This window comes from Curtobacterium sp. 9128 (assembly GCF_007673775.1).
Taxonomy (GTDB): Bacteria; Actinomycetota; Actinomycetes; order Actinomycetales; family Microbacteriaceae; genus Curtobacterium.
The window spans coordinates 1-19,566 of sequence record NZ_VEAF01000009.1; the positions used below are offsets into that span (position 1 = coordinate 1).

20 protein-coding genes are annotated in these 19,566 nt (G+C 71.9%); 9 read left to right on the forward strand and 11 right to left on the reverse strand.

Features of this window, described 5'->3' with window-relative positions; genetic code table 11:
* Window positions 1–59: 59 nt before the first annotated feature.
* Complete coding sequence (locus FS641_RS17090) at window positions 60–1,031, reverse strand: hypothetical protein (protein WP_144766063.1); 972 nt, start codon at window positions 1,029–1,031, stop codon at window positions 60–62.
* Window positions 1,028–1,399 (reverse strand): PadR family transcriptional regulator, encoded by a 372-nt coding sequence (locus FS641_RS17095; protein ID WP_144766065.1) that lies wholly within the window; start codon window positions 1,397–1,399, stop codon window positions 1,028–1,030. Before FS641_RS17095 ends, FS641_RS17090 begins: the two co-directional genes overlap by 4 nt.
* An 88-nt stretch (window positions 1,400–1,487) precedes the next feature.
* Between FS641_RS17095 and FS641_RS17100 the strand changes: the two genes are divergently transcribed.
* From FS641_RS17100 to FS641_RS17110, 3 genes are read left to right on the forward strand one after another with little or no spacing between them, the layout of a single operon-like run.
* Window positions 1,488–2,498 (forward strand): ATP-binding cassette domain-containing protein, encoded by a 1,011-nt coding sequence (locus FS641_RS17100; protein WP_144766067.1) that lies wholly within the window; start codon window positions 1,488–1,490, stop codon window positions 2,496–2,498.
* Window positions 2,488–3,336: an ABC-2 family transporter protein gene (locus FS641_RS17105; protein ID WP_144766069.1), complete on the forward strand. Its 849-nt coding sequence runs from the start codon at window positions 2,488–2,490 to the stop codon at window positions 3,334–3,336. Before FS641_RS17100 ends, FS641_RS17105 begins: the two co-directional genes overlap by 11 nt.
* The gene (locus tag FS641_RS17110; RefSeq protein WP_144766071.1) at window positions 3,329–4,177 is read left to right on the forward strand and encodes an ABC transporter permease; all 849 of its coding nucleotides are present in this window, start codon (window positions 3,329–3,331) and stop codon (window positions 4,175–4,177) included. The genes FS641_RS17105 and FS641_RS17110 overlap by 8 nt, the downstream gene beginning before the upstream one ends.
* Before the next feature lie 9 nt (window positions 4,178–4,186).
* Here the strand turns inward: FS641_RS17110 and FS641_RS17115 are convergent, their stop codons facing one another.
* Window positions 4,187–4,933 (reverse strand): GAF and ANTAR domain-containing protein, encoded by a 747-nt coding sequence (locus tag FS641_RS17115; protein ID WP_144766073.1) that lies wholly within the window; start codon window positions 4,931–4,933, stop codon window positions 4,187–4,189.
* A gap of 193 nt (window positions 4,934–5,126) precedes the next feature.
* Here FS641_RS17115 and FS641_RS17120 point away from each other — a divergent pair, with 193 nt between their 5' ends.
* Window positions 5,127–6,251: an acyl-CoA desaturase gene (locus FS641_RS17120; protein ID WP_144766075.1), complete on the forward strand. Its 1,125-nt coding sequence runs from the start codon at window positions 5,127–5,129 to the stop codon at window positions 6,249–6,251.
* A gap of 29 nt (window positions 6,252–6,280) precedes the next feature.
* Window positions 6,281–6,448 carry a hypothetical protein gene (locus FS641_RS18210; protein ID WP_186317823.1) on the forward strand — a complete coding sequence of 56 codons (168 nt, stop codon included), beginning with the start codon at window positions 6,281–6,283 and terminating at the stop codon, window positions 6,446–6,448.
* 25 nt (window positions 6,449–6,473) lie between these two features.
* On the opposite strand, the gene FS641_RS17125 is transcribed toward FS641_RS18210, so the two are convergent.
* Window positions 6,474–7,868, reverse strand: a complete 1,395-nt coding sequence (locus FS641_RS17125) for a CoA transferase (RefSeq protein ID WP_144766077.1) — start codon at window positions 7,866–7,868, stop codon at window positions 6,474–6,476.
* Between the two features lie 66 nt (window positions 7,869–7,934).
* Here FS641_RS17125 and FS641_RS17130 point away from each other — a divergent pair, with 66 nt between their 5' ends.
* Complete coding sequence (locus FS641_RS17130) at window positions 7,935–8,624, forward strand: helix-turn-helix domain-containing protein (RefSeq protein WP_186317824.1); 690 nt, start codon at window positions 7,935–7,937, stop codon at window positions 8,622–8,624.
* A gap of 34 nt (window positions 8,625–8,658) precedes the next feature.
* Here the strand turns inward: FS641_RS17130 and FS641_RS17135 are convergent, their stop codons facing one another.
* The 3 genes from FS641_RS17135 to FS641_RS17145 form a co-directional block, all read right to left on the reverse strand.
* Window positions 8,659–9,183, reverse strand: a complete 525-nt coding sequence (locus FS641_RS17135; protein ID WP_144766081.1) for an HAD-IA family hydrolase — start codon at window positions 9,181–9,183, stop codon at window positions 8,659–8,661.
* 204 nt (window positions 9,184–9,387) lie between these two features.
* Entirely contained in the window at window positions 9,388–12,723 is a 3,336-nt protein-coding gene (gene car, locus FS641_RS17140) for a carboxylic acid reductase (protein WP_144766083.1), read from the reverse strand.
* Window positions 12,724–12,771: 48 nt separating this feature from the next.
* Complete coding sequence (locus FS641_RS17145; protein ID WP_260855907.1) at window positions 12,772–13,383, reverse strand: 4'-phosphopantetheinyl transferase; 612 nt, start codon at window positions 13,381–13,383, stop codon at window positions 12,772–12,774.
* Between the two features lie 154 nt (window positions 13,384–13,537).
* On the opposite strand from FS641_RS17145, the gene FS641_RS17150 reads away from it, so the two are divergent.
* Window positions 13,538–14,278, forward strand: coding sequence for a DUF1361 domain-containing protein (locus FS641_RS17150; protein ID WP_144766087.1), 741 nt, complete (start codon window positions 13,538–13,540; stop codon window positions 14,276–14,278).
* Window positions 14,279–14,357: 79 nt separating this feature from the next.
* Here FS641_RS17150 and FS641_RS17155 read toward each other — a convergent pair whose 3' ends face one another.
* Both FS641_RS17155 and FS641_RS17160 read right to left on the reverse strand, forming a co-directional pair.
* Window positions 14,358–14,774 (reverse strand): DUF2087 domain-containing protein, encoded by a 417-nt coding sequence (locus FS641_RS17155; protein ID WP_186317825.1) that lies wholly within the window; start codon window positions 14,772–14,774, stop codon window positions 14,358–14,360.
* A 38-nt stretch (window positions 14,775–14,812) separates the two neighbouring features.
* Window positions 14,813–15,406, reverse strand: coding sequence for a DUF3592 domain-containing protein (locus tag FS641_RS17160; RefSeq protein ID WP_186317826.1), 594 nt, complete (start codon window positions 15,404–15,406; stop codon window positions 14,813–14,815).
* A 134-nt stretch (window positions 15,407–15,540) separates the two neighbouring features.
* On the opposite strand from FS641_RS17160, the gene FS641_RS17165 reads away from it, so the two are divergent.
* Window positions 15,541–15,993, forward strand: coding sequence for a hypothetical protein (locus FS641_RS17165; protein WP_144766093.1), 453 nt, complete (start codon window positions 15,541–15,543; stop codon window positions 15,991–15,993).
* A 78-nt stretch (window positions 15,994–16,071) separates the two neighbouring features.
* Here FS641_RS17165 and FS641_RS17170 read toward each other — a convergent pair whose 3' ends face one another.
* Window positions 16,072–16,572 carry a DUF427 domain-containing protein gene (locus FS641_RS17170; RefSeq protein WP_144766095.1) on the reverse strand — a complete coding sequence of 167 codons (501 nt, stop codon included), beginning with the start codon at window positions 16,570–16,572 and terminating at the stop codon, window positions 16,072–16,074.
* Window positions 16,573–16,717: 145 nt separating this feature from the next.
* Here FS641_RS17170 and FS641_RS17175 point away from each other — a divergent pair, with 145 nt between their 5' ends.
* Window positions 16,718–18,526, forward strand: coding sequence for a DEAD/DEAH box helicase (locus FS641_RS17175; RefSeq protein ID WP_144766097.1), 1,809 nt, complete (start codon window positions 16,718–16,720; stop codon window positions 18,524–18,526).
* Between the two features lie 82 nt (window positions 18,527–18,608).
* On the opposite strand, the gene FS641_RS17180 is transcribed toward FS641_RS17175, so the two are convergent.
* On the reverse strand, window positions 18,609–19,532 hold the full coding sequence (locus FS641_RS17180) for an NAD-dependent epimerase/dehydratase family protein (RefSeq protein ID WP_144766099.1): 924 nt from the start codon (window positions 19,530–19,532) through the stop codon (window positions 18,609–18,611).
* Window positions 19,533–19,566 lie beyond the last annotated feature (34 nt).

The following is a 19,566-nucleotide window of genomic DNA, read 5'->3' on the forward strand; positions in this document are numbered from 1 at the left end:
TGACTGCGGCTGGTGAGCGCCCCGGGTGTTTCCCGGACTGTGCAAGTGATTCGACACCCTCACGCAAACGGTTTGGACGAGTTCTCCTCCGGTGCCGATCCCGATGCTCGAGCCCGACGGGCGGTCGCCACCGCGAGGACGATCGAACCGAACGCGATCACGAGGGCGTCGGCGGCCTCGCCCGCGAACACCCGCATGGTCACCGTCGCGGCTGCGGCCCACGGGAGCCAGGTGACTGCGATCGCCGCTGCCCAGATGCGCTGTCGTGTCAGGACGAGGACGACGACGGCGACGAGGACCAGGAGCCCGGCCCCCGCGAGGGCCCACGGGGACAGCACGAAGGTCCACCAGCCGGCGTCCCCGACGAACTGGTACTCCCACGGCCGTCCGCTCGGCAGCCGCATCACGCCGAGCAGGGCTGACGCGACCCCGACGACGCCGAACGCTGCGAGTGCCGGCCGACGGCGTCGCGGATCGCCCACGTTCGCGGCGACGACCGTCAGCGCCACGAACGCGAGCGTCGTCGAACCCGGTCCGTTCCAGTTGCCCGTGGCGAAGCGGACGTGCGCCGCGACGACCACGCCGACGAGGGCGACCACACCGACCAGGTGCGCCAGCAACCGGGACCCGGCGAACGCCGCCGACGCCATGACCAGGACCGGTGCGATGAAGAGCGGGCTCGCGTTGAGGAAGGGTCCGAACGTCGGGAGTCGACCGGAGGTGGCCGTGGCGTCGAAGCCGGCGGGGGAGGTCACGAAGCAGCAGTACACGAGCGAGAACGCCGCGAGTGCGCCGGTCGAGAGCGAGGCGACCAGGGTGCGCACCGCTTCCGGCACCAGGGCGTTCAGCCACTCGACCAGGGCTCGTCGGCGCAGGTCGACGAGCTCGCCGAGCACCGGGGTGCGGCGCCCTTCGCTGTCGGCGACGTCGAGCAGCACACCGACCATCGAGTCGCCGAACCGTCGTCGCCACCGTGGCGGGTACCAGCGCACTGCGGCGCGGTACTGCTCCTCGAGCCGCCTGGTGCTCATGCGGCGCCGCCGGGTCCGGGCTGTGCAACCCTGATTGCAGGCCCCGGGCGCCAGGCCTGCAGGCGACGGCGCGCGGCGCTGGCGTTCGCCTCGAGTCGTCGGACCTCGCGCTCGAGGGCCGCTCCACCGGCGTCGGTGAGCTCGAAGTACTTCCGGTGACGACCGTCGACGACCTCGTCGCCGGCGTCCTGGACGAGGCCCTGGTCGAGGAGGCGGTCGAGCACGGCGTAGAGCGTCCCCACCCTGAGGTTCACGCGTCCCTCGGACAGTGACTCGGTCTCGGCGATCAGCGCGTACCCGTGGGCACGGCCCCCGGCCAGTGCGGTGAGCACGAGCATCGTCGGCTCACGCATCTCTGCGGTACTCATGTGGTCAGTATACTCATTCAACAAGAGTATTGATCGTGATGTGGTGATGCCCCTGGTCTCCACGAGGATTCGTCGATACGTTGGACGAATGTCGCTCATCGTCGCCGACAGCCTGGTCAAGGAGTTCTCGCGCCCGGTCCGGGTACAGGGGGCGTTCTCCGGCGTCCGGAACCTGTTCACGACGAAGTCGGTCACGAACCGCGCGGTGGACGGCGTCTCGCTGACGATCGAGCCGGGAGAGGTCGTCGGCTACCTCGGGCCGAACGGTGCCGGGAAGTCCACGACGATCAAGATGCTCACCGGGGTGCTCGTCCCCACGAGCGGCGAGGTCCGGGTGAACGGGATGGTGCCGTGGAAGGACCGCTCGGCGAACGCGCGGACGATCGGCGCGGTGTTCGGGCAGCGTACGCAGCTGTGGTTCGACCTGCCGTTGCGGGACTCGTTCGACGTCCTCGCGAAGCTCTACGGCATCACGCCGTCGGACTACCGGAGGACCCTCGACGAGTTCGTCGACCTGCTCGACCTCGGGCCCTTCATCGACCGTCCGGTCCGGACCCTGAGCCTCGGGCAGCGGATGCGCGGCGACCTCGTCGCGGCGATGCTGCACGAGCCGCCGGTGCTGTACCTGGACGAGCCGACGGTCGGGCTCGACGTCGTCGCGAAGGCACGGATCCGGGACTTCGTCCGCGAGCGGAACCGCACCGCCGGGACGACGGTCATGCTCACCACGCACGACATCGGTGACGTGGAACAGCTGTGCCGGCGGGTGGTGATCATCGACGAGGGACGCATCCTGTTCGACGGCGACCTCGACGCACTCCGCCGCGCCTACCTGCCGCACCGCACGCTCCGCGTCGAGCTCTCCGGACCGGAGCCGCGGGACTGGTCGGTCGACGGCGTGCAGCGCGTCGGCGTCCGTCCGCACGGCGAGGCGCAGCTGCTCGACCTGCGCTTCGACCCGGCCGAGGTGTCGACCTCGACGGCGATCGCCCGGACCACGGCGGCACTGCCGGTCGCGGACCTGACGGTCCGCGAACCGGAGCTGGAGGACGTGATCACCGAGATCTACACGGCGCGGTCGGTGCGTGATGTCGGCTGACGTCGCGCTGCCGGACGGCCTGGAGGCCCGGGACCGCCCGGCGGGTCCGGTCGCCGTCCGTCTCGCGCTGGTCGGGCAGGGGATGCGCTCGGTCCTGGTCTTCCGCGCCGACGTCCTCGTGGGGACCGTCAGCACGGTGCTACGGGTCGTCCTCGTGATGCTCGTCTGGAACGCCGTCTACGGCGAGCGGGGGTCGGTGAGCGGCGTCGACCGTGCCGACGCCGTCGGCTACGCCGTGCTCGGCGCGCTCTTCGCGGTCATGTTCCAACCGTGGCACTTCTCGTCGCTGAACACCCGGGTCCGGGACGGCAGCGTCGTGTTCGACATCATGCGACCGGTCGGGCTCATCACGCAGACCGTCGCCGCGCAGCTCGGCAGTTCCCTGGCGAACGTCCCGAAGGCGGTCGTCGGGCTCGCCCTCGCGCTGCTCGTCGGCGCCGTCCCCGCGCCGAGCACCTGGTGGCAGACGGGCGCGTTCGTGCTGAGCGCCGTGCTCGGGCTGGTCATCGCGATCCAGTGCAACCTCATCGTCGGACTCACCGCGTTCTGGACGACCGACGTCGGCGGCGCCTACATGATCTACAGCATGGCGGCGGCGTTCTGCTCGGGGTCGCTCATCCCGCTCTGGTTCATGCCCGACGGCCTCGCCGGGGTCCTCCGCGCGCTGCCGTTCAGCGCGCAGATCTTCACGCCGCTCTCGATCTGGTTCGACCGGTCGCCAGAATGGGACGTCCTCGGCGAACTCGCCCTCCAGGCCGGGTGGATCGTCGTGCTGGCGTTCGCCGCCCATCTGGTGTGGCAGCGCGCCCTGCGGAGGACGGTGATCAACGGTGGGTGACGTCGGACGCACGACGGTCCGGGCGACGCGACCCGCGCCTCCCGGCTGGTTCCGGCAGTGGCGGATCCTGCTCGCCGCCGCGTTCCGGCAGTCCTTGATCTACAAGGGCAACCTGGTCCTGATGATGGCCGGCAGCGCGGCTCTGCAGGGGACGCAGCTGCTCTTCATCGGCGTGCTGCTCGACCGCTTCGGTGCGATCGCGGGGTGGAGCACCGCGCAGATCGCGTTCCTGTACGGGCTGCGGCTCACCGCGCACGGTGTCGGGACGGTCTTCTTCGGGCAGCACCTGGCCACCGACCAGGTGATCCGGCAGGGCGACTACGACCGGTTCCTGCTGCGCCCGGTCCCACCGCTGATCCAGCTGCTGACCCGGTGGTTCAACCTCGGCACGCTCGGGGACCTGGCGCTCGGCCTCGGCATCCTCGTGACCGCGGTCACGCTCGCGCCGATCGCGTGGACGCCGTGGCTGGTCGCCCTCACCGTCGCGGCCGCGATCGGCGGCGGCCTGCTCGAGGCCGGGCTGCAGATCGGGCTCGCCGGGTTGTCGTTCCGGCTCGGGTCGACGCGCGACCTCAAGGTCAGCGTCGACAACACCCTCACCGACTTCGGCGCCTACCCCTTGCCCGTGTTCGGGCCCGCCGGCGTGTACGCCCTCACGTTCGCCCTGCCGTTGGCGTTCATCGCGTACCTGCCCGCGACCGTGGTGCTCGCCAAGACCGACGAGCTCCTCGTGCCGGTGTGGCTCGCCGAGGTCGCGCCGCTCGCCGGACCGCTGCTGCTCGCCACCGGCTGGTGGTTCTTCATGCGACAGTCGCGGCACTACACCAGCCCCGGCGCCTGAGCGGTCCGGTCACCGAGGGTCGCGCGGGGAGCCGGCGAGGACGTCGTCGAGCGGGATCGTCCCGTCGGCCACCTCGACGGCGACCTCGCTGAGCTTGCGCTGCACCGAGCGCGCGTAGCGCCGCAGGACCTCGCGCGCGGTGTCCACGTCGACGGACAGTGCCCGAGCGACGTAGCCCTTGGCCTGTTCGATCGGGACCTTCGCGTCGAGGGCGTACTGCAGCTGCTCGGCGGTGACGGTGGCGTCCCGCATGGTCCGCTGCTGCAGGATGCTGATCGTCGCGACGTCCGCGAGCGCCTGTGCAGCGCGCGCGTCGGCACCGTTGAGCGCTCCGTCGAGCTCGCGGAACAGGTTCAGCGACCCGATGACGTCGTCACGGAGCCGCAGCGGGATCGCGTGGACGCTGCGGTACCCGTGGTCCTTCGACGCCGCGGCGAATCGCGGCCAGCGCTCCGCCAGCGAGGCGATGTCCTCCGACGTCACCAGCTCACCGGTCGTCACCGCGGTGATGCACGGTCCCTCACCGGCGTTCAGCTGCAGGAGGCCGATGAACCCGCTGCGCTCACTGGTGGACGCAGCGACCTCGAGGGCGCCGTCGCGGTTGAGCAGGTGGATGGCGCCGGCCGCCGCGTCGAAGAGCTCCACGGAACGGTCGACGAGGGTCTGCAGGACGTCGAGGACGTCGTAGTCGGCGACGAGGTTGTCGGTCAGTGCGACGAAGGTGTCGACCAGTCGTGTCTCGCGGGTCTCGGTCATCAGTGGGCAGCCTCCTCGACGGACGGACACCACCGTAGCCGCCATCGGCGCGCGTCCGTGACCGCACTGGACGCGCGCGACGGTCGGTGGACTTGCGAGCATTCCGGCGCGTGTCCTAGCGTTGGACGCGAGCTGCCCCTGACCCCGGTCGCCGGAACCCCTCTTCGTTCCGTTGCACCCCGGGAGCACAGGTTTGGAACAGCACGACGACGGCGCCACCGCCGTCCACTACCGCACGACGGGCGCCACTCCGGGTGGAGCCCGGACGGGCGGCACGTCGACGTACTCCGCCCTGCTCGCGCAGGTCAAGGAAGCCGGGCTGCTCCGTCGCCGACGTGGCTTCTACTGGACGCTCTTCGCCGCCCTGGTCCTCGCGACGGCCGGGTGCTGGACGGCGTTCGCCGTCCTCGGCGACTCCTGGTCGCAGCTGGTCGTCGCCGGGGCCCTCGGTGTCCTCTTCACCCAGTTCGCGTTCCTGTCGCACGAAGCCGCGCACCGGCAGGTGTTCGCCTCGCAGAAGTGGAACGACCACGCCGGACGGTGGCTCGGGACCTTCCTGGTCGGCCTCAGCTACTCGTGGTGGATGCACAAGCACACCCGGCACCACGGCAACCCGAACACCGTCGGGAAGGACCCCGACATCGAGCCCGACGGCATCCGGTTCCTGCCCGAGGACGCCGCCGCCGTGCGCGGGCCCCTGATGCGGACGTTCCTGCGCCACCAGGGCTGGTTGTTCTTCCCACTCCTCACCCTCGAGGGCCTGAACCTGCACCGGCACGCCGTCGTCGCCGTCGTCCGCGGTGTCGGAGCCCGTCCGGACGTGCGGGGTCGTGCCCTCGAGGGTGTGCTCCTCGTCGCGAGGTTCGCGATCTACCTGACCGTCGTGTTCCGGTTCCTGCCGCTCGGGATGGCGTGTGCGTTCCTCGGGGTGCAGCTCGCCGTGTTCGGCGTCATGATGGGCGCCTCGTTCGCCCCGAACCACAAGGGCATGCCGACGATCGCCCACGACGCGAAGGTCGACTTCTTCTCCCGCCAGGTCCGCACCTCCCGCAACATCCGCGGTGGCTGGTGGGTCTCGTTCCTGATGGGCGGCCTGAACCACCAGGTCGAGCACCACCTGTTCCCCTCGATGCCGCGTCCGGCGCTGCGGCACGCGCGCCTGCTCGTCCGCGGGCACTGTCACGCGCTCGACGTCCCGTACACCGAGACGACCCTGCTGCGGTCGTACGGGATCGTGGTGCGCTACCTCAACCGGGTGGGCGTCACGGCACGTGACCCGTTCGCCTGTCCGCTCGTCACCGAGCTGCGCATCCACTGACCCGTCCCACCACCACCGAAGGAAGCCACATGAAGACCGTCATCGTCCTCCTCGTCCTCTGGGCGATCGTCGCCGTCGTCGGGTTCGCCCTGCACGGGCTGCTCTGGATCGGCATCATCGGCGTCGTGCTGTTCGTCGGCACGGTCGTCTTCGGGGCACTGCGGCGCGGCAGCCGTCGGGCGGTCGACCGCGGGTAGCGAGGACGCGTCGGGGGACCCTCGCTCAGTGCTCCCACCCGAGCGGCGAGGACCCCAGGGGCGCCGGAGGACGGACCCTGGCGTCCCACGACGGGGTGACCCGGACGCGCGGTGCCAGCGAACGGACCTCGCCGAACGGGCCGGACCGGACGACGAGCTCGACGTCGTCGAGTCGGTCACGCAGGTCACCGTCCGTCTCGTGGGACCGGTGCGGATCCGTCCCGAACCCCTGGACCCAGGTGCACACCCGAGCGAGGTCGACGTGCACGTGCCACGTCCCGCCCTCGCTCGCCTGCCGCGCGAGTGCGGTCTGGATGCCGGCGGAGAGCAGGAACGCCGCGACGTAGTCGTTGAGCAGGTACGTCGGCGGCAGCGCCGCACGCTCCCCTCCGCCTTCCTCGAGTGCGAACCCCGTCGCGGCACACGCGAGCTGGTCGAACCCGCCGCGGTCCGCCCACGGTCCGGTCGTGCCCCAGCCGTGGACGTCTGCGAACACGGTCCCGGGGTGGTCGGCGGCCATCTGGTCGGCGTCGAGGCCGAAGCGTGCCATGTCCCGGTAGCTGTGGAGCACGACGTCCGCGGTCGTGAGGAGGCGTTCGAACGCACTCCGGCCGTCACCCGTGCGGAGGTCGCAGTAGGCGTTGCGCTTGCCCGTCCCGGTCTCGATGATCATCGCGTTCGGATCGGGACGGTCAGGTCGGGACAGGTGGAGGACGTCGGCACCGTGCTCGGCCGCGAGCCGGCCGGCGACCGGCCCGGCGATGACGTGCGTGAGATCGAGCACGCGGAGCCCCCGCATCGGCGCGTCCGTCGCGGTCAGCGAGGCGTGCTGCCGCGGTTCCGCGTCACCCGTGCGGACGATCCCGATGACGGGGTCGTCCGCGATCGCCCGTCCGGCATCGGAGGCCGCCCACTCCTCGGTCGTGCGCACCATGGTCGCCGTGCCCCCGACCGCGACGACGGCCCGTTCCAGCTCGGCGGCGTCCCATCGGGACACGGCCTCGGTGATCGCTGCTCGGTCCGGTGCGCACCGCAGGACCCGGAGGGCTCGGTCCCGCAGGTGCGGGTAGGACAGCAGCAGGAACACCTCGCGTCCGTCGCGGCACCGGTAGAACGCGCTGTCGCCGAGCAGGTTCGGATCCTCCATCGTGCCGGCGACGGGCACGTCACCGATCCGCGTCGCGAACACCGCCATCAGCTGCAGCAGGGCGTCGTCGGTGCGGACCGACGTCGTCCGTCGAGGTCCGCCGCGCCGCTCGGCGAGACGAACCCCCGCGGCGCCGTGCACGGCCATCGCTGCAGCCATGCACTCCGCGAGCCGGTGTGGCGACCGAGTCGGGGGTTCCGCTCCCACGATCTCGACGTCGTCGGCCGCGAGTCGGAGGAGGTCGGTCAGGTCCGCGAGGGGCGTCGTCGTCATGCCCACGATGCTCCGAGCGTCGCGTCGCCGCTGCAACGACTTCCGGAAATGCGGAAGACTCGGATGGTGAGCAGCCATCGGACCGTGGACCGCGTCGTCGGGATCCTCGACGTCGTCGCGCGGGCCGACCGGCCGCCGACCCTGAGCGAGATCGCCCGGGGGATCGGTGCGCCGACGTCGTCCGCCCACGACCTGGTGGCGGGACTCGTCGAGCACGGGTGGCTCGTCCCCGAGGGACGGCGGTTCCGGGTCGGAGCGGCACCGCTCGTGCTCGACCTGCTCGCCCACGGTGACGGTCCCGGACCGGACGTGGACGTCGACGCGATCGCGGAGCAGTTCAGCCTCGGCGTCGCGACGGCGGTGCGGGTCGGCCACCACGTCGTCTACACGCAGCGCTCCAGGGACCTCCCGATGCAGTTCGCCTCGATCTTCGACCGTCACGTCCTGCGGGACCCGCTGACGACCGCGGCCGGCAGGCTCCTCCTGGCGGTGGCCCCACACGCTGCCCGGCAGGCCGTGCTGCGAGCCGCGCGGGCGGTCGACCCGGATGCGGTCCGCGACTACGAACGCGTCGTCGCGTCGATCCGTCGGGACCGGACCGCATGGAGCGACGGTCTCTCCGATCCGCGGGTGGCAGCAGCTGCCGTGCAGGCTGCCGCCGGCGAGACCGGGACCGCGATCGTGCTCTTCGGTGACCGTGCGGTGGACAACGAGCGACTCCGCGTCGCGGTGCAGAGCCTCCGCGATCGGGGATGAGCGCGAGACCGGGATCCCCGTGCCGCCCGGCGACTCAGGCGAGGAGCGCGCTCAGTGCGGCCAGGTCGGGGACCGTGAGGTCGAACCGGTCCTCGTCCACGGGGCGTTCCGCTCCGGGCCGGGCGACGTACGCCGTGCGGAACCCGTGCTCGGCGGCGGCACGGAGGTCCCAGGGATGCGCCGCGGTGAACAGCGTCCGTCGCGGGTCGAGACGCAGGGCGTCGACGGCGTACTCGTAGGCCGCGGGAGCGGGCTTGAACGTCCGGGCGGGACCGGTCGAGAGCACCACGTCCCAGCTGATCCGCTCGGTGTTCGCGACGCGCGCGAGCGCGTCGAGGTCACCGTTGCTGAGGCCGGCGACGACGTGCTCGCGCCGGAGCGCCGCGGTCGCGTCGGGGACGTCGGGCCATGCACGGTACGTCCGGTCGACCGACTCGGCCAGCACCAGTGCCTCCCGGGTCGGCACCGCACCCAGACTCGTGATCGCCGCTGCTGCCGCGGTGCCGGACACCCGGTGGTGCGGGCGCCACGCCGCGTCGCCGGTGACGATCGACCCCATCTGCTCGTCCAGATGTGCCGCCCAGCGCCGGTGCAGGTCGTCCGGGCGCTCGAGGCCGAGGAGGGTGGACGTGCTGTGCCACGCGCCGCAGCGCGGCGTCCTCGTCCACGAGCGTGCCGATGACGTCGAACAGCACGACGTCGATGTGACCTGCGGAGAACTCGTCGTCGTGCATCGCCCCACCCTCCGGACGTGGTCTGCTCCTCACCGCACAGGCGCCCCGGGATCGAGCAGTCCGAGGAACGCGAGGTCCTCCGCCACCTTCGTGATGAGCGCGTGGTCGAGCGACGGGATGTCGGGTGACCCGAGTGGGCGGACCGAGCGGACGGCGTCGGAGAACGCCGTGGCGGGGACCGCGGAACCGGCATGGGGTTCCTCGGGTGCGGCGAACGCGTGCATCAGCGGCAGGACCGACCGGGCGCGGTCCTCGTCAGGCAACGCTTCGAGTGCCGCGCGGAACCGCTCCGCCCACGCCGCGTGGTCGGGGACGCGCTCGACGTCGTGCCCGTCCTCGACGAGCCAGTCGACGAAGGTGTCGAGCGAGACGCCGTCGTCGTGGGGGTTCACGACGTTGTAGGTGCGGTGTCCCTCGGTGACCGAGGCGCCGATCGCATCGATCGCGGCGGCGGTGAAGTCGGCTGGCAGCCCGTCGTAGTGGGACGGGAGACGCTCCCCGTCCGGCCCGCGACGGACGAAGGACACCGGCGCGAGCCCGGTGGTGAGCACACTCCAGACCAGCCGGGTGAAGACGTCGGGGAGGTTCACCTGGCCGCGCCACCGCGGGTGTGCCAGGACCATGTCGGAGCGGAACACGGCGACCGGGACGCCGTGGTGGTCGTGCGCCTCGTGCAGCAGCACCTCGCTCGCCCACTTGCTCGCTCCGTACCCGTTGGCGTACTCGTCGCCGACCTGCCAGCGGGGGATCGTGGTCCGGATGTCGGCGTGCTCGGCGAGTGCGGCGGGCGCGGCCGGATCGGCTTCGGCGTCCGCGGAGGGCCGAGCACCACCCGCGACGGCGACACTCGAGACGAAGGTGACGGGGACGCTGCCGGCGGCGATCGCCAGGCGGACGACCTCGGCGGTGCCCACCACGTTCGGACCGAAGAGCGCCGTGTACGGCAGGACGTGGTTGACGAGGGCTGCGGCGTGCGCGATCAGGTCCACGCGGGCAGCGAGGTCGTGCCACCGCGGCTCGTCGAGGCCGAGGAGGTGTTCGCTGACGTCGCCGGCCAGGACCTCGACCGAACCCCCGAGCTCGGCGAAGCGCGCGGCGAACGCCGGATCGGCGGCGAAGGCGACGTCGAGTCGGCGTCGGGCGTCGGCGTCGTCGGCTCCGCGCACGATGCAGACCAGTGTTCCTCCGGCCGGGGCGAGGCGTTCGAGCCAGTCGATCGCCATGAACCGCCCGAGGTAGCCGTTGGCGCCGGTCAGCAGGACGGTCCGGGGGTACCCCGTCGTCGCCGGGACACGGGGGACCGGCACCGGGACGGTACCGAGCACCCGGTCGAGACGGAGGTCGCCGGCATCGAGCGTGGAGGCACCGGCACCGTGCACGCCCGCGACGGTGGGCCGGTCGCTGGAGGCCGAGCGGTCGACGAACGCGGCCACGGCGGCGAGGTCGTTGGTCGGGTCCGTGATCACGCCGACGGGCACCTCGGCGTCGAAGACGTCCTCGAGGATCCCGGAGAACGTCAGCGCGGACAGCGAGTCGCCGCCGAGGTCCGAGAACCGGGCCGCGGCAGCGGTGGCCGCGGACACCTCGGCGCCGAGGAACTCCCGGGCCGCCCGCACCACGGTGTCGACCGTCGGCTCGTCGTCGGCGCGGTCCCGCAGGGCGGCCACGAGGGTGCCGCTCTGCTGCGCGTCGAGGGCGTCGTAGAGCGCGGCCACGCGCTCGCCGTACCGCTCGGTGAACCGGGGGCGCAGGAGCTTGCCGGCGTCGGACAGCAGCCCGTTCTCGACCGTGAAGGGCTGCGGTTCGACGACCACGCCACGGGGCACCTCGTACGGGGCGAGGCCGTGCTCGCGCGCGGTGCGCTGGAGGGCCGCGAGGACGTCGCGCTCGGACGACCCGGCGCTCGTCGGCACCACGACCGCGACCAGGAAGGCGTGCCGGCCGTCGCCGTGCAGCGCGATCTGGTGGACGCCGGGCGTCCCGGCGTACGTCGCCTCGAGCGCCGCCACCGCGACGAACTCGCCCTGCGAGAGCTTGATGACGTTGTTGCGGCGGTCCAGGTACTCGTACGTGCCGGGGCCGGTCTGTGCCATGACGTCGCCGGTGCGGTAGAAGCCGTCCTCGTCGAAGACCGCGGCGGTGACGTCCGGGCGTCGGAAGTACCCGGGGATCACCGCCGTGCTCTTCACGAGCAGTTCGCCCCGCGGGTACGGCCGGTCGGTGACGTGGTACCCGAGCTCGGGGACGTCGACCAGCTTGTGCTCGGTGACCGGCGGTTGCTGGACGACGCCGTCGCGGAGGATGCTGCCCGCCTCGGTCGAGCCGTACAGGTCGTGCAGTGGCGTCCCGAGGCACTCCTCGACGTACGTGCGGAGCTCGGGGGTCAGGGGCGCGCTGGCGCAGATCGCCTGGCGGACCCGACCGCCGAACGCGCGCACGCGGAGGTCGGCCTGGACCGCGGCGCGGACGGCGGCGCGGTCCTCGCTGCCGTCTGCGAGCCTCCGCTGTTCCTCCCGGTCGCCCTCCTGCCGGACCATCTCGGCGACCCGTGGCACGAAGACGAACTCCGTCGGCGCGAAGGTCCGGAGGTCGTCGAAGAGCGTCGACAGGTCGGTCGAGGTCGCGAGCGCGACGGTCCCGCCACGGCCGAGCGTGGCGAGCAGGGCGGCGCGGCCGGTGAGGTGGCTCATCGGGAGGTACGCGTACCCCACGACGTCGGCGCCGTCGACGTCTGCGTTCGCGGCAGGGTCAGGCCGGAGTGCGTGCCACAGCCGCTCGACCATGGAACGCGTGTACATCGCGCCCTTCGGGGTGCCGGTGCTGCCGGACGTGTAGAGCAGGAGCGCGAGGGGGTCGTCGCCGGGAGCGGGGTGCCACGGGGTCGGGCCGGGCAGGTCGGTGCCGCGGGCGACGAGGTCGTCGATCGTGGTCACCACGCCGGTGTCGGCACCCTCGCTCGCGTCGAGCAGCAGTGTCCGCACGTCGCCGCTCGAGCCCGAGACGGCTGTCAGGGCCGCGGTGGACTGCTCGGCTGTGGTGGCGAACCAGACCGGTGCGGTCTCGTCGACGATCGCCTGCAGGGCGCTGACGGGCGCGCTGGCCTGCAGCGGGACGCTCACGGCGCCGAGGATCCACGACGCGAGGTCGAGCGTGACCACGTCGGCGGTCGGGGCGCCGAGCACCGCGATCCGGTCGCCGACGGAGACGGTTCCCTCGAGCGCCGCCGCCAGTGCACTCGCCCGCTCCCACAGCTCCCGGAAGCTCGTGTCCGTGATGTCCGATCCGACTCGCTGCCGCAGTGCCGGACGGTCGGCGTGCTGTGTGAACACTGTCTCGATCGACGTGTCGTCGTGCTGCTTCCCCATGGTGGTCGTCCTCTCCTCGTTCGGTCCGGTGGCCCCTGCGCACCGGTTTCAGTGATCGGCGAGCGTGAAGCCCGCCAGCGCCCGTCCCTCGTCCACGACCCATCTGCCGGTCCCGGCGAACGTCGGTCCACGGCGCGCGCCGACGGCGAAGGTGCCGTCGGGGTCGAGTGCGATGTGTGCGCCGTCGATGCCGTACCAGCCGTCGTGCGCCGCGGACCGTGCCTTCGCGACCGCCTCCGCGGCGGCCAGGAGCACGCTGTCCGGACTCTCAACTCCGGATCGCCGGAGTGCCTCCAGACCGGCGACGACGGACGCGTCCGCGAGGTCCGCCACGCGGGCGAGCACGCCGTGCGGCAACGGCCGGGCCGGTGTCGCGTCGATCCCGATCCCGGCGTGGTCGTCGCGGCGTCCAACGGCGCACGCGCGGAGCCCGGCGCAGTGCGTGATGCTGCCGACGACCCCTGCTGGCCACGTCGGTGCTCCGCTCCGTGCGGCGGGGACGGGACCGGCCGCGATGCCCAGTGCGGCGAGGGCACGGCGGGCGAGCACACGCCCGGTCGTGAACTCCGCACGTCGACCGGGGAGCGCCGTCGCGACGGCGTCCCGTTCGTCGTCGGCGAGGGTCCCCTCCAGGTCGTGTCCGGCGGTCTCGACGGCCACAGAGGCAGGGAGGAGGGCCGTCCACGGGGACCTCACTCGAAGTTGCACAATGCAATGACACGCCGCTTCCCTCCGAGTTCGCCGACCGAACCCGGTCAGCCCGGGGAGGGCAGGACGGACACGGCGGCGACTGCGTACGCTGCGGTGAGAGCGGATGACCGGGGGTGGAGCGGTGGTGGTGATCGTTCCGGCCGTCGTGTTGGTGGTGCTGAACCTCTACGCGTTGGTGATGGTGCTCGGACGCGCGCGTCTGTTCCACGTGCCGCTGTACCGACCGATGGTGCTGAACATCGGCCTGTCGGTGCTGCCGGTCCTCGTCGCGGTCGCCATCCCGGTCGCTGCGTTGGTCGTCGGCGAGGTCGTGCTCCGGACGGGCAGCGTCAGCGAGGTCACCCGCATCGCCCTGCTGGTCGGGACGGGCGTCGCGGCGGTGGTGTGGCTGTTGCTGTTCCCGAACTCGGTCTACCTCATCACGGAGCTCAACTACAGCCACCGTCGTGCCGACGATCCGGTCCCGCTGTGGTTCGACATCATCGGGACGCTCACCCTGTCGATGTCCGGCGTGATGAACGGGATCGCGAGCCTGGCGGTCATCCAGCTCCTCGTCGAGGCGCTCACCGGCCCCGACCGCACGGGGCAGTTCGCGTCGGCCGGGTCGTGGGTGTTCGCTCTCGCTGCGATCGTCCTCGGGAGCTTCGGGGTCTACCTGGGCCGGTACATCCGGGTCAACAGCTGGGACGTGCAACACCCCCTGGGGCTCCTCCGGAAGATCGCCTCCCACTTCCGGACGCGCGAGAACCTGGTCACGGGCAGCCTGTTCATCGCCTCGTACTCGGTGTTCTTCTTCCTCCTCTACGCCCTCGTCACGGTGCCGCTGCGCGCGGCCCTCGTCTGAGGCCGCCGCCGGGCGCAGCGGGCAGACCTCGGGCGGTCGGCCGGCGGCGAGGTCGACGCCGCGTCCCGACGGGATCCACCTACTCGACCAGTCGGTACGCGCTGCCGTCTGATGACCGTGTGAGCACGCCGTCGTCCACGGCGTCCCGTCGGACGACGGCAACGTCCTCGACGAACATCGCCAGGGCCGCGTTGAGCGTCGCTTCACCGACGGCGCCGCGGGCGTCGAGCCGTGCGAAGGCGGTCCGGACGATCGCCTCCGACAGCAGTCGGCGCCGAGTCGCGTCGAGCGGGAGGCTCCGCACCCGTCCCACGTGGAGGACCGCCTGGTCGGAGAGCAGCAGCTCGAGTGCGTCCCGTGTCGCGCCGAGGCGCTCGACGTCCACCGTCCCGTCGTCCTCGACCCAGTCGAGGCCTGCGGACTCCCGCAGCATTCCCGGATGCATCGTGGCCGCGACCACCTGTCGTGCGCGCCGGAGCGCCAGCTGGAAGTCCATGTGTGCTCCCCCCTCGTACTGACGACCCCACACCGCCCTCATCGTCGCTCCTCGCGCTCCCGGTCGCGCGCGGCGATCCGCTCCGCAGCCCGCTGGAGCCGCATCTCGGACACCGCCCCGGCCGTCCGCCGCTCCTGGCGACGGACCCAGCGCACCGCCGTCGTCATGAGCGGGACGAAGACCACCACGCCGGAGCCCAGGACGATCGTCCACGTCCTGGCGTCGGCGACGAGTGCCGCGCGGATGCGGTCACTGCGCACGCGGAGCTCGTCGGGGTGCGCCGCGTCGAACATCACGCGGAGCTGCTGCCCGACCCGGTAGACGTCCGGCTGGTCCGCCGAGTCGTCGTCGAGCCGCGTCGACTCGGTGACGCCGTCGATGCGGGTCCGGACCGTCGGTGTGTACTCCGTCCAGTCCGGGTCCCCGACGTGTCGGGTCTCGCGGATCGCCGTCACGGTCGCGAAGACCGTCCGTCCGTCCGCCCGGAGCGACGTGTCGTGGTGCAGCGCGACGTACTTCCCGGGGACCGCGAACACCCCGGCGAGGACGGTCAGCCCGCTCGCCAGGAGCAGCAGTCCGGCGAGCAGGAACACGGCGACGAGGGCCAGACCTCTGCGGTCCTCCCGCGGCATGGTCCTGACCCACTTCCAGGCTCGTCGGGCACCGACGAACGGCCGACGCCTGGGTCGTGGCCCCGCATGCGTCATCGCTGTCCCCTCCCTGCTCCGCCGCTCTGCGAGGATAGCGGGGACCACGAGGGGGAGCGGTGGCAGGACGACACGGGTACTCGGAGACCGGGCTGGAGAACCGACGTCGAGAGTGGGCCAGGCGCCATCCGCGTCGGGCGCTGCTCAAGGCGGTGGTCACGCTCGTGGTGGTCTTCGTGCCCTTGCTGGCGGTGCCGGCTTTCCTCTTCGGGCTCCCCGCGTACGACCAGGCGCATCCACGCACACTCGACTGTCGCGTGGACGGCGTCGCGGTGGGGATCACGAGCGGCCGGTACTCGCACTCGCCCTACGTGCGGTTCTCGTCGCCGGACTGCGGGGTGCTCCTCCTGTTCCACGGCGTCACCCGCGACAACCAGGACGACATCGCCGCAGAGGTCGAGCAGAGCGACCACTACCGGATCACCGTCGGTGCCGGGACGTACGCCATGCGTTCGGTCCTGCGCGTCCTGAAGCTCCGGCCGGAGATCCAGCACTACGAACGGATCAGCTGACCGGCACCGGCACCTGCACCTGCACCGGCCTGGAGGCTGTGGTGCCGTCCGACAGGTCAGGTCACGTCGCGCTGCTGGCTACCAGCCCATGGTCCCCGGCTCGCCCTTGAACGGCCCGACCACGCGCGACGTGATCCACCCGCCGTAGAAGTCGCCCGCCTGCGCCTGGACCCGTTCGCCGGCGACCTCGCAGGAGTCCATCTCGGACGGGTACACCGCCACACGGTCGACCAGCTCGCCGAACCCCGGCTCAGGCGTCGGGTACGTCCACGCGCCGCGGGACACGGTCCGACCGTCGCCGCCGTGCACGTCGAAGTACGCGGCGCGGCCCTTGAACTCACACATGCTCGAGCCACTCGTGCGCGTCAGGGCTCCCGGTGCGAAGTCCGACACCGGCAGGTAGTACACCGGCGGGTGACTGGTCTCGAGCACCCGGACGGCCGATGTCGTGTCCGCGATCACCGCGCCGCCGAGCCGCACCACGACGCGTTCGGAGCTCGCGTCGACGCGGGGCGGGCGCGGGTAGTCCCAGACGGACTCCTGGCCGGGACCCGGCGTGATCGGGGTGGGGTGCTGCATGGGGGTGTCCTCTCCCGGGTGCTGTCCCGCCCGACGGTACCCGGCGCGTGGTGAGCACCGCCCGCGGCCATCGGCCCCCGCCGGGCACCACCGCCCACACCCAGATCGGTCGGAACTCGACACCGGAACCGGGTACCGTACCAGGATGACCTCCGAAACGAACAGCACCACCGACCCGACCGACGAGGGACCCGTGGTGACGTTCGCCGACCTGGGGCTCAGCGAGCCCGTGCTCAAGGCCGTCAAGGAGATCGGGTACGAGACCCCCTCCGCGATCCAGGCGGCCACCATCCCGACCCTGCTCGAGGGCCGCGACGTCGTCGGCCTCGCCCAGACCGGCACCGGCAAGACGGCCGCCTTCGCGCTGCCCGTCCTGTCCCGCATGGAGTCGGGCAGCAAGCTGCCGCAGGCCCTCGTGCTCTCCCCGACCCGCGAGCTCGCCCTGCAGGTGTGCGAGGCGTTCGAGCAGTACGCGTCGCACATGCGCGGCGTGCACGTGCTGCCCGTCTACGGCGGCCAGGCGTACGGCGTGCAGCTCTCGGCACTGCGTCGTGGCGTCGACGTCGTCGTCGGCACGCCCGGACGCATCATGGACCACATCGCCAAGGGCACGCTCGACCTGTCCGAGCTGAAGTACCTCGTCCTCGACGAGGCCGACGAGATGCTCAAGATGGGCTTCGCCGAAGACGTCGAGACGATCCTCGCCGAGACGCCGGACACCAAGCAGGTCGCGCTCTTCTCGGCGACCATGCCCGCGCAGATCCGCCGCATCTCGAAGCAGTACCTCAACGACCCGGCCGAGATCACCGTCAAGGCCAAGACCACCACGTCGGCGAACACGACGCAGCGCTACCTCATCGTGTCGTACGCGCAGAAGGTCGACGCGCTCACCCGCATCCTCGAGGTCGAGGACTTCGAGGGCCTCATCATCTTCGTGCGCACGAAGAGCGAGACCGAGACCCTCGCCGAGAAGCTCCGCGCTCGCGGGTACGCCGCGGCCGCCATCAGCGGTGACGTCGCCCAGGCCCAGCGCGAGCGCACGGTCAACCAGCTGAAGTCCGGCAAGCTCGACATCCTCGTCGCCACCGACGTGGCCGCGCGCGGTCTCGACGTCGACCGCATCACCCACGTGGTGAACTTCGACATCCCCGTCGACACCGAGTCCTACGTGCACCGCATCGGCCGCACCGGTCGTGCCGGCCGGAGCGGCGCAGCGATCAGCTTCGTCACGCCCCGCGAGCGTCGGCTGCTCACCGCGATCGAGAAGGCCACGCGCCAGCCGCTGACCGAGATGACGCTCCCGAGCATCGAGGACGTCAACGTCACCCGCCTGACGCGGTTCGACGACGCCATCACCGCGGCGCTCGAGTCGCGCGACCGCATCGAGGCGTTCCGCGACGTCATCGCGCACTACGTGGAGCACCACGACGTCCCCGAGCAGGACGTCGCGGCGGCGCTCGCCGTCGTCGCGCAGGGCGACACCCCGCTGCTCCTCGACCCGGCCGAGGACGCCCTCCGCCGCCAGGTGGAGCGCGACCAGCGTCGCGACGAGCGCAAGGGCCGCGACCGCGAGGACGACGGCGGTGACCGTCGTCGCCGTTCGGTGCCGATGACGCCGTACCGCATCGAGGTCGGCCGCCGCCACCGCGTCGAGCCCCGGCAGATCGTCGGCGCGCTCGCCAACGAGGGCGGCCTTCGTCGCGACGACTTCGGCGCGATCCGCATCCAGCCGGAGTTCTCGATCGTCGAGCTCCCGTCCGACATGCCCGGCGACGTGCTCGACCGCCTCAGCGACACCCGCATCAGCGGCCGACTCATCGAGATCAAGCCCGACCGCCGTGGCGGCGGGGCGTCCGGTGGTGGTCCCCGTCGCGGCCCGCGCGACGACCGTGACGACCGTCGCGGTCCCCGTGGCGACCGCGACGACCGTCCGGCGCGCCGGCCGCGGTACTAGACCCAGCCACAGACGGACTGGAGGCTCGGCTCACCACCGGTGGGCAGCCTCCAGTCCGTTGCGTGTTCCGCCGGGACGGCGCTCACGCGACGTCGGCGGTCCGGCGGCACACCTCGTCCCACGGTGTCGGTTCGATGCCGAAGTGCTCGCGGGCTGCCCGGTCGTCGACGACGTACGGGGCGGTCCACTGGTAGCCCATGTCGGCGATCTCGCGCAGCATCGGTGACACCAGGCCCAGCGCCCGCATCGCTCCGGTCGGGAGCCGGTGCACGGTCACGGGCGGCCGTCCCGCGGCGGCGAGCACGTCGGTGAGCGCCCGCGTCTGCGAGACCGGGGGGTTCGACGGCACCATCCAGGTCCGGCCGTGGGACCCGGGGTCGTCGGCGGCGGCGACCAGCGTGCGTGCGACGTCGAGCACGTCCGTGAACGTGTGTGGCAGGTCGGTGCGGCCGAGCATCCACACGCCCTTGCCGCGGAGCGCATCCGGCAGCACACGCGTGACGTGGCCGTTCTGGCCGACGCCCGTACCCACGTAGTCCGACGCGCGGACCTCGACGGTGCGGAGTCGTCCCGCCCGGTGCGCCTCGAGTGCGTCGCGCCACATCCGGGCACGCAGGACGCCCTTGTGGTCGGTCGCCGCGTCCGGGAGCCCCTCGTGCATCGGGCCGGACGTCGGGCCGTACGGGTACAGGTTGCCGGTGATCGCCAGCACCGCGCCGGAGCGCTCGGCCGCGGTCAGCAGGGCGGTGGCGAGGGGTGGCCAGGTCCGCTCCCACTGCGTGTAGTCGCCGGGGTTCGCACAGTTGTACAGGGCGCGTGCGCCCTGGGTGACGCGGGTCAGGGCGTCAGCGTCCGACGCGTCGAGCGCCAGGTGGGTCACGCCCGCAGTCCCCGTGTCGCGACCCGACCGGGTGACGACGGTGACCTGCTCGCCCCGCTCGGCGAGGTGGGCTGCGACGTGGCGGCCGACGGGGCCGGCGCCGACGACGACGTGGTGCTGCGACATGGGTTCCTCCTGCTCGAATCCGGAGAGCAGTGCT

What these genes read in the sequence shown, in the direction of transcription:
- car (WP_144766083.1), bottom strand. Translation starts at nt 12,723, where the DNA reads ATGGGGAAGCAGCACGACGACACGTCGATCGAGACAGTGTTCACACAG.
- FS641_RS17100 (WP_144766067.1), top strand. Translation starts at nt 1,488, where the DNA reads ATGTCGCTCATCGTCGCCGACAGCCTGGTCAAGGAGTTCTCGCGCCCG.
- FS641_RS17170 (WP_144766095.1), bottom strand. Translation starts at nt 16,572, where the DNA reads ATGCAGCACCCCACCCCGATCACGCCGGGTCCCGGCCAGGAGTCCGTC.
- FS641_RS17150 (WP_144766087.1), top strand. Translation starts at nt 13,538, where the DNA reads ATGACCGGGGGTGGAGCGGTGGTGGTGATCGTTCCGGCCGTCGTGTTG.
- FS641_RS17155 (WP_186317825.1), bottom strand. Translation starts at nt 14,774, where the DNA reads ATGGACTTCCAGCTGGCGCTCCGGCGCGCACGACAGGTGGTCGCGGCC.
- FS641_RS17115 (WP_144766073.1), bottom strand. Translation starts at nt 4,933, where the DNA reads ATGACCGAGACCCGCGAGACACGACTGGTCGACACCTTCGTCGCACTG.
- FS641_RS17125 (WP_144766077.1), bottom strand. Translation starts at nt 7,868, where the DNA reads ATGACGACGACGCCCCTCGCGGACCTGACCGACCTCCTCCGACTCGCG.
- FS641_RS17095 (WP_144766065.1), bottom strand. Translation starts at nt 1,399, where the DNA reads ATGAGTACCGCAGAGATGCGTGAGCCGACGATGCTCGTGCTCACCGCA.
- FS641_RS17090 (WP_144766063.1), bottom strand. Translation starts at nt 1,031, where the DNA reads ATGAGCACCAGGCGGCTCGAGGAGCAGTACCGCGCCGCAGTGCGCTGG.
- FS641_RS17135 (WP_144766081.1), bottom strand. Translation starts at nt 9,183, where the DNA reads ATGGGGTCGATCGTCACCGGCGACGCGGCGTGGCGCCCGCACCACCGG.
- FS641_RS18210 (WP_186317823.1), top strand. Translation starts at nt 6,281, where the DNA reads ATGAAGACCGTCATCGTCCTCCTCGTCCTCTGGGCGATCGTCGCCGTC.
- FS641_RS17105 (WP_144766069.1), top strand. Translation starts at nt 2,488, where the DNA reads ATGTCGGCTGACGTCGCGCTGCCGGACGGCCTGGAGGCCCGGGACCGC.
- FS641_RS17180 (WP_144766099.1), bottom strand. Translation starts at nt 19,532, where the DNA reads ATGTCGCAGCACCACGTCGTCGTCGGCGCCGGCCCCGTCGGCCGCCAC.
- FS641_RS17160 (WP_186317826.1), bottom strand. Translation starts at nt 15,406, where the DNA reads ATGCCGCGGGAGGACCGCAGAGGTCTGGCCCTCGTCGCCGTGTTCCTG.
- FS641_RS17175 (WP_144766097.1), top strand. Translation starts at nt 16,718, where the DNA reads ATGACCTCCGAAACGAACAGCACCACCGACCCGACCGACGAGGGACCC.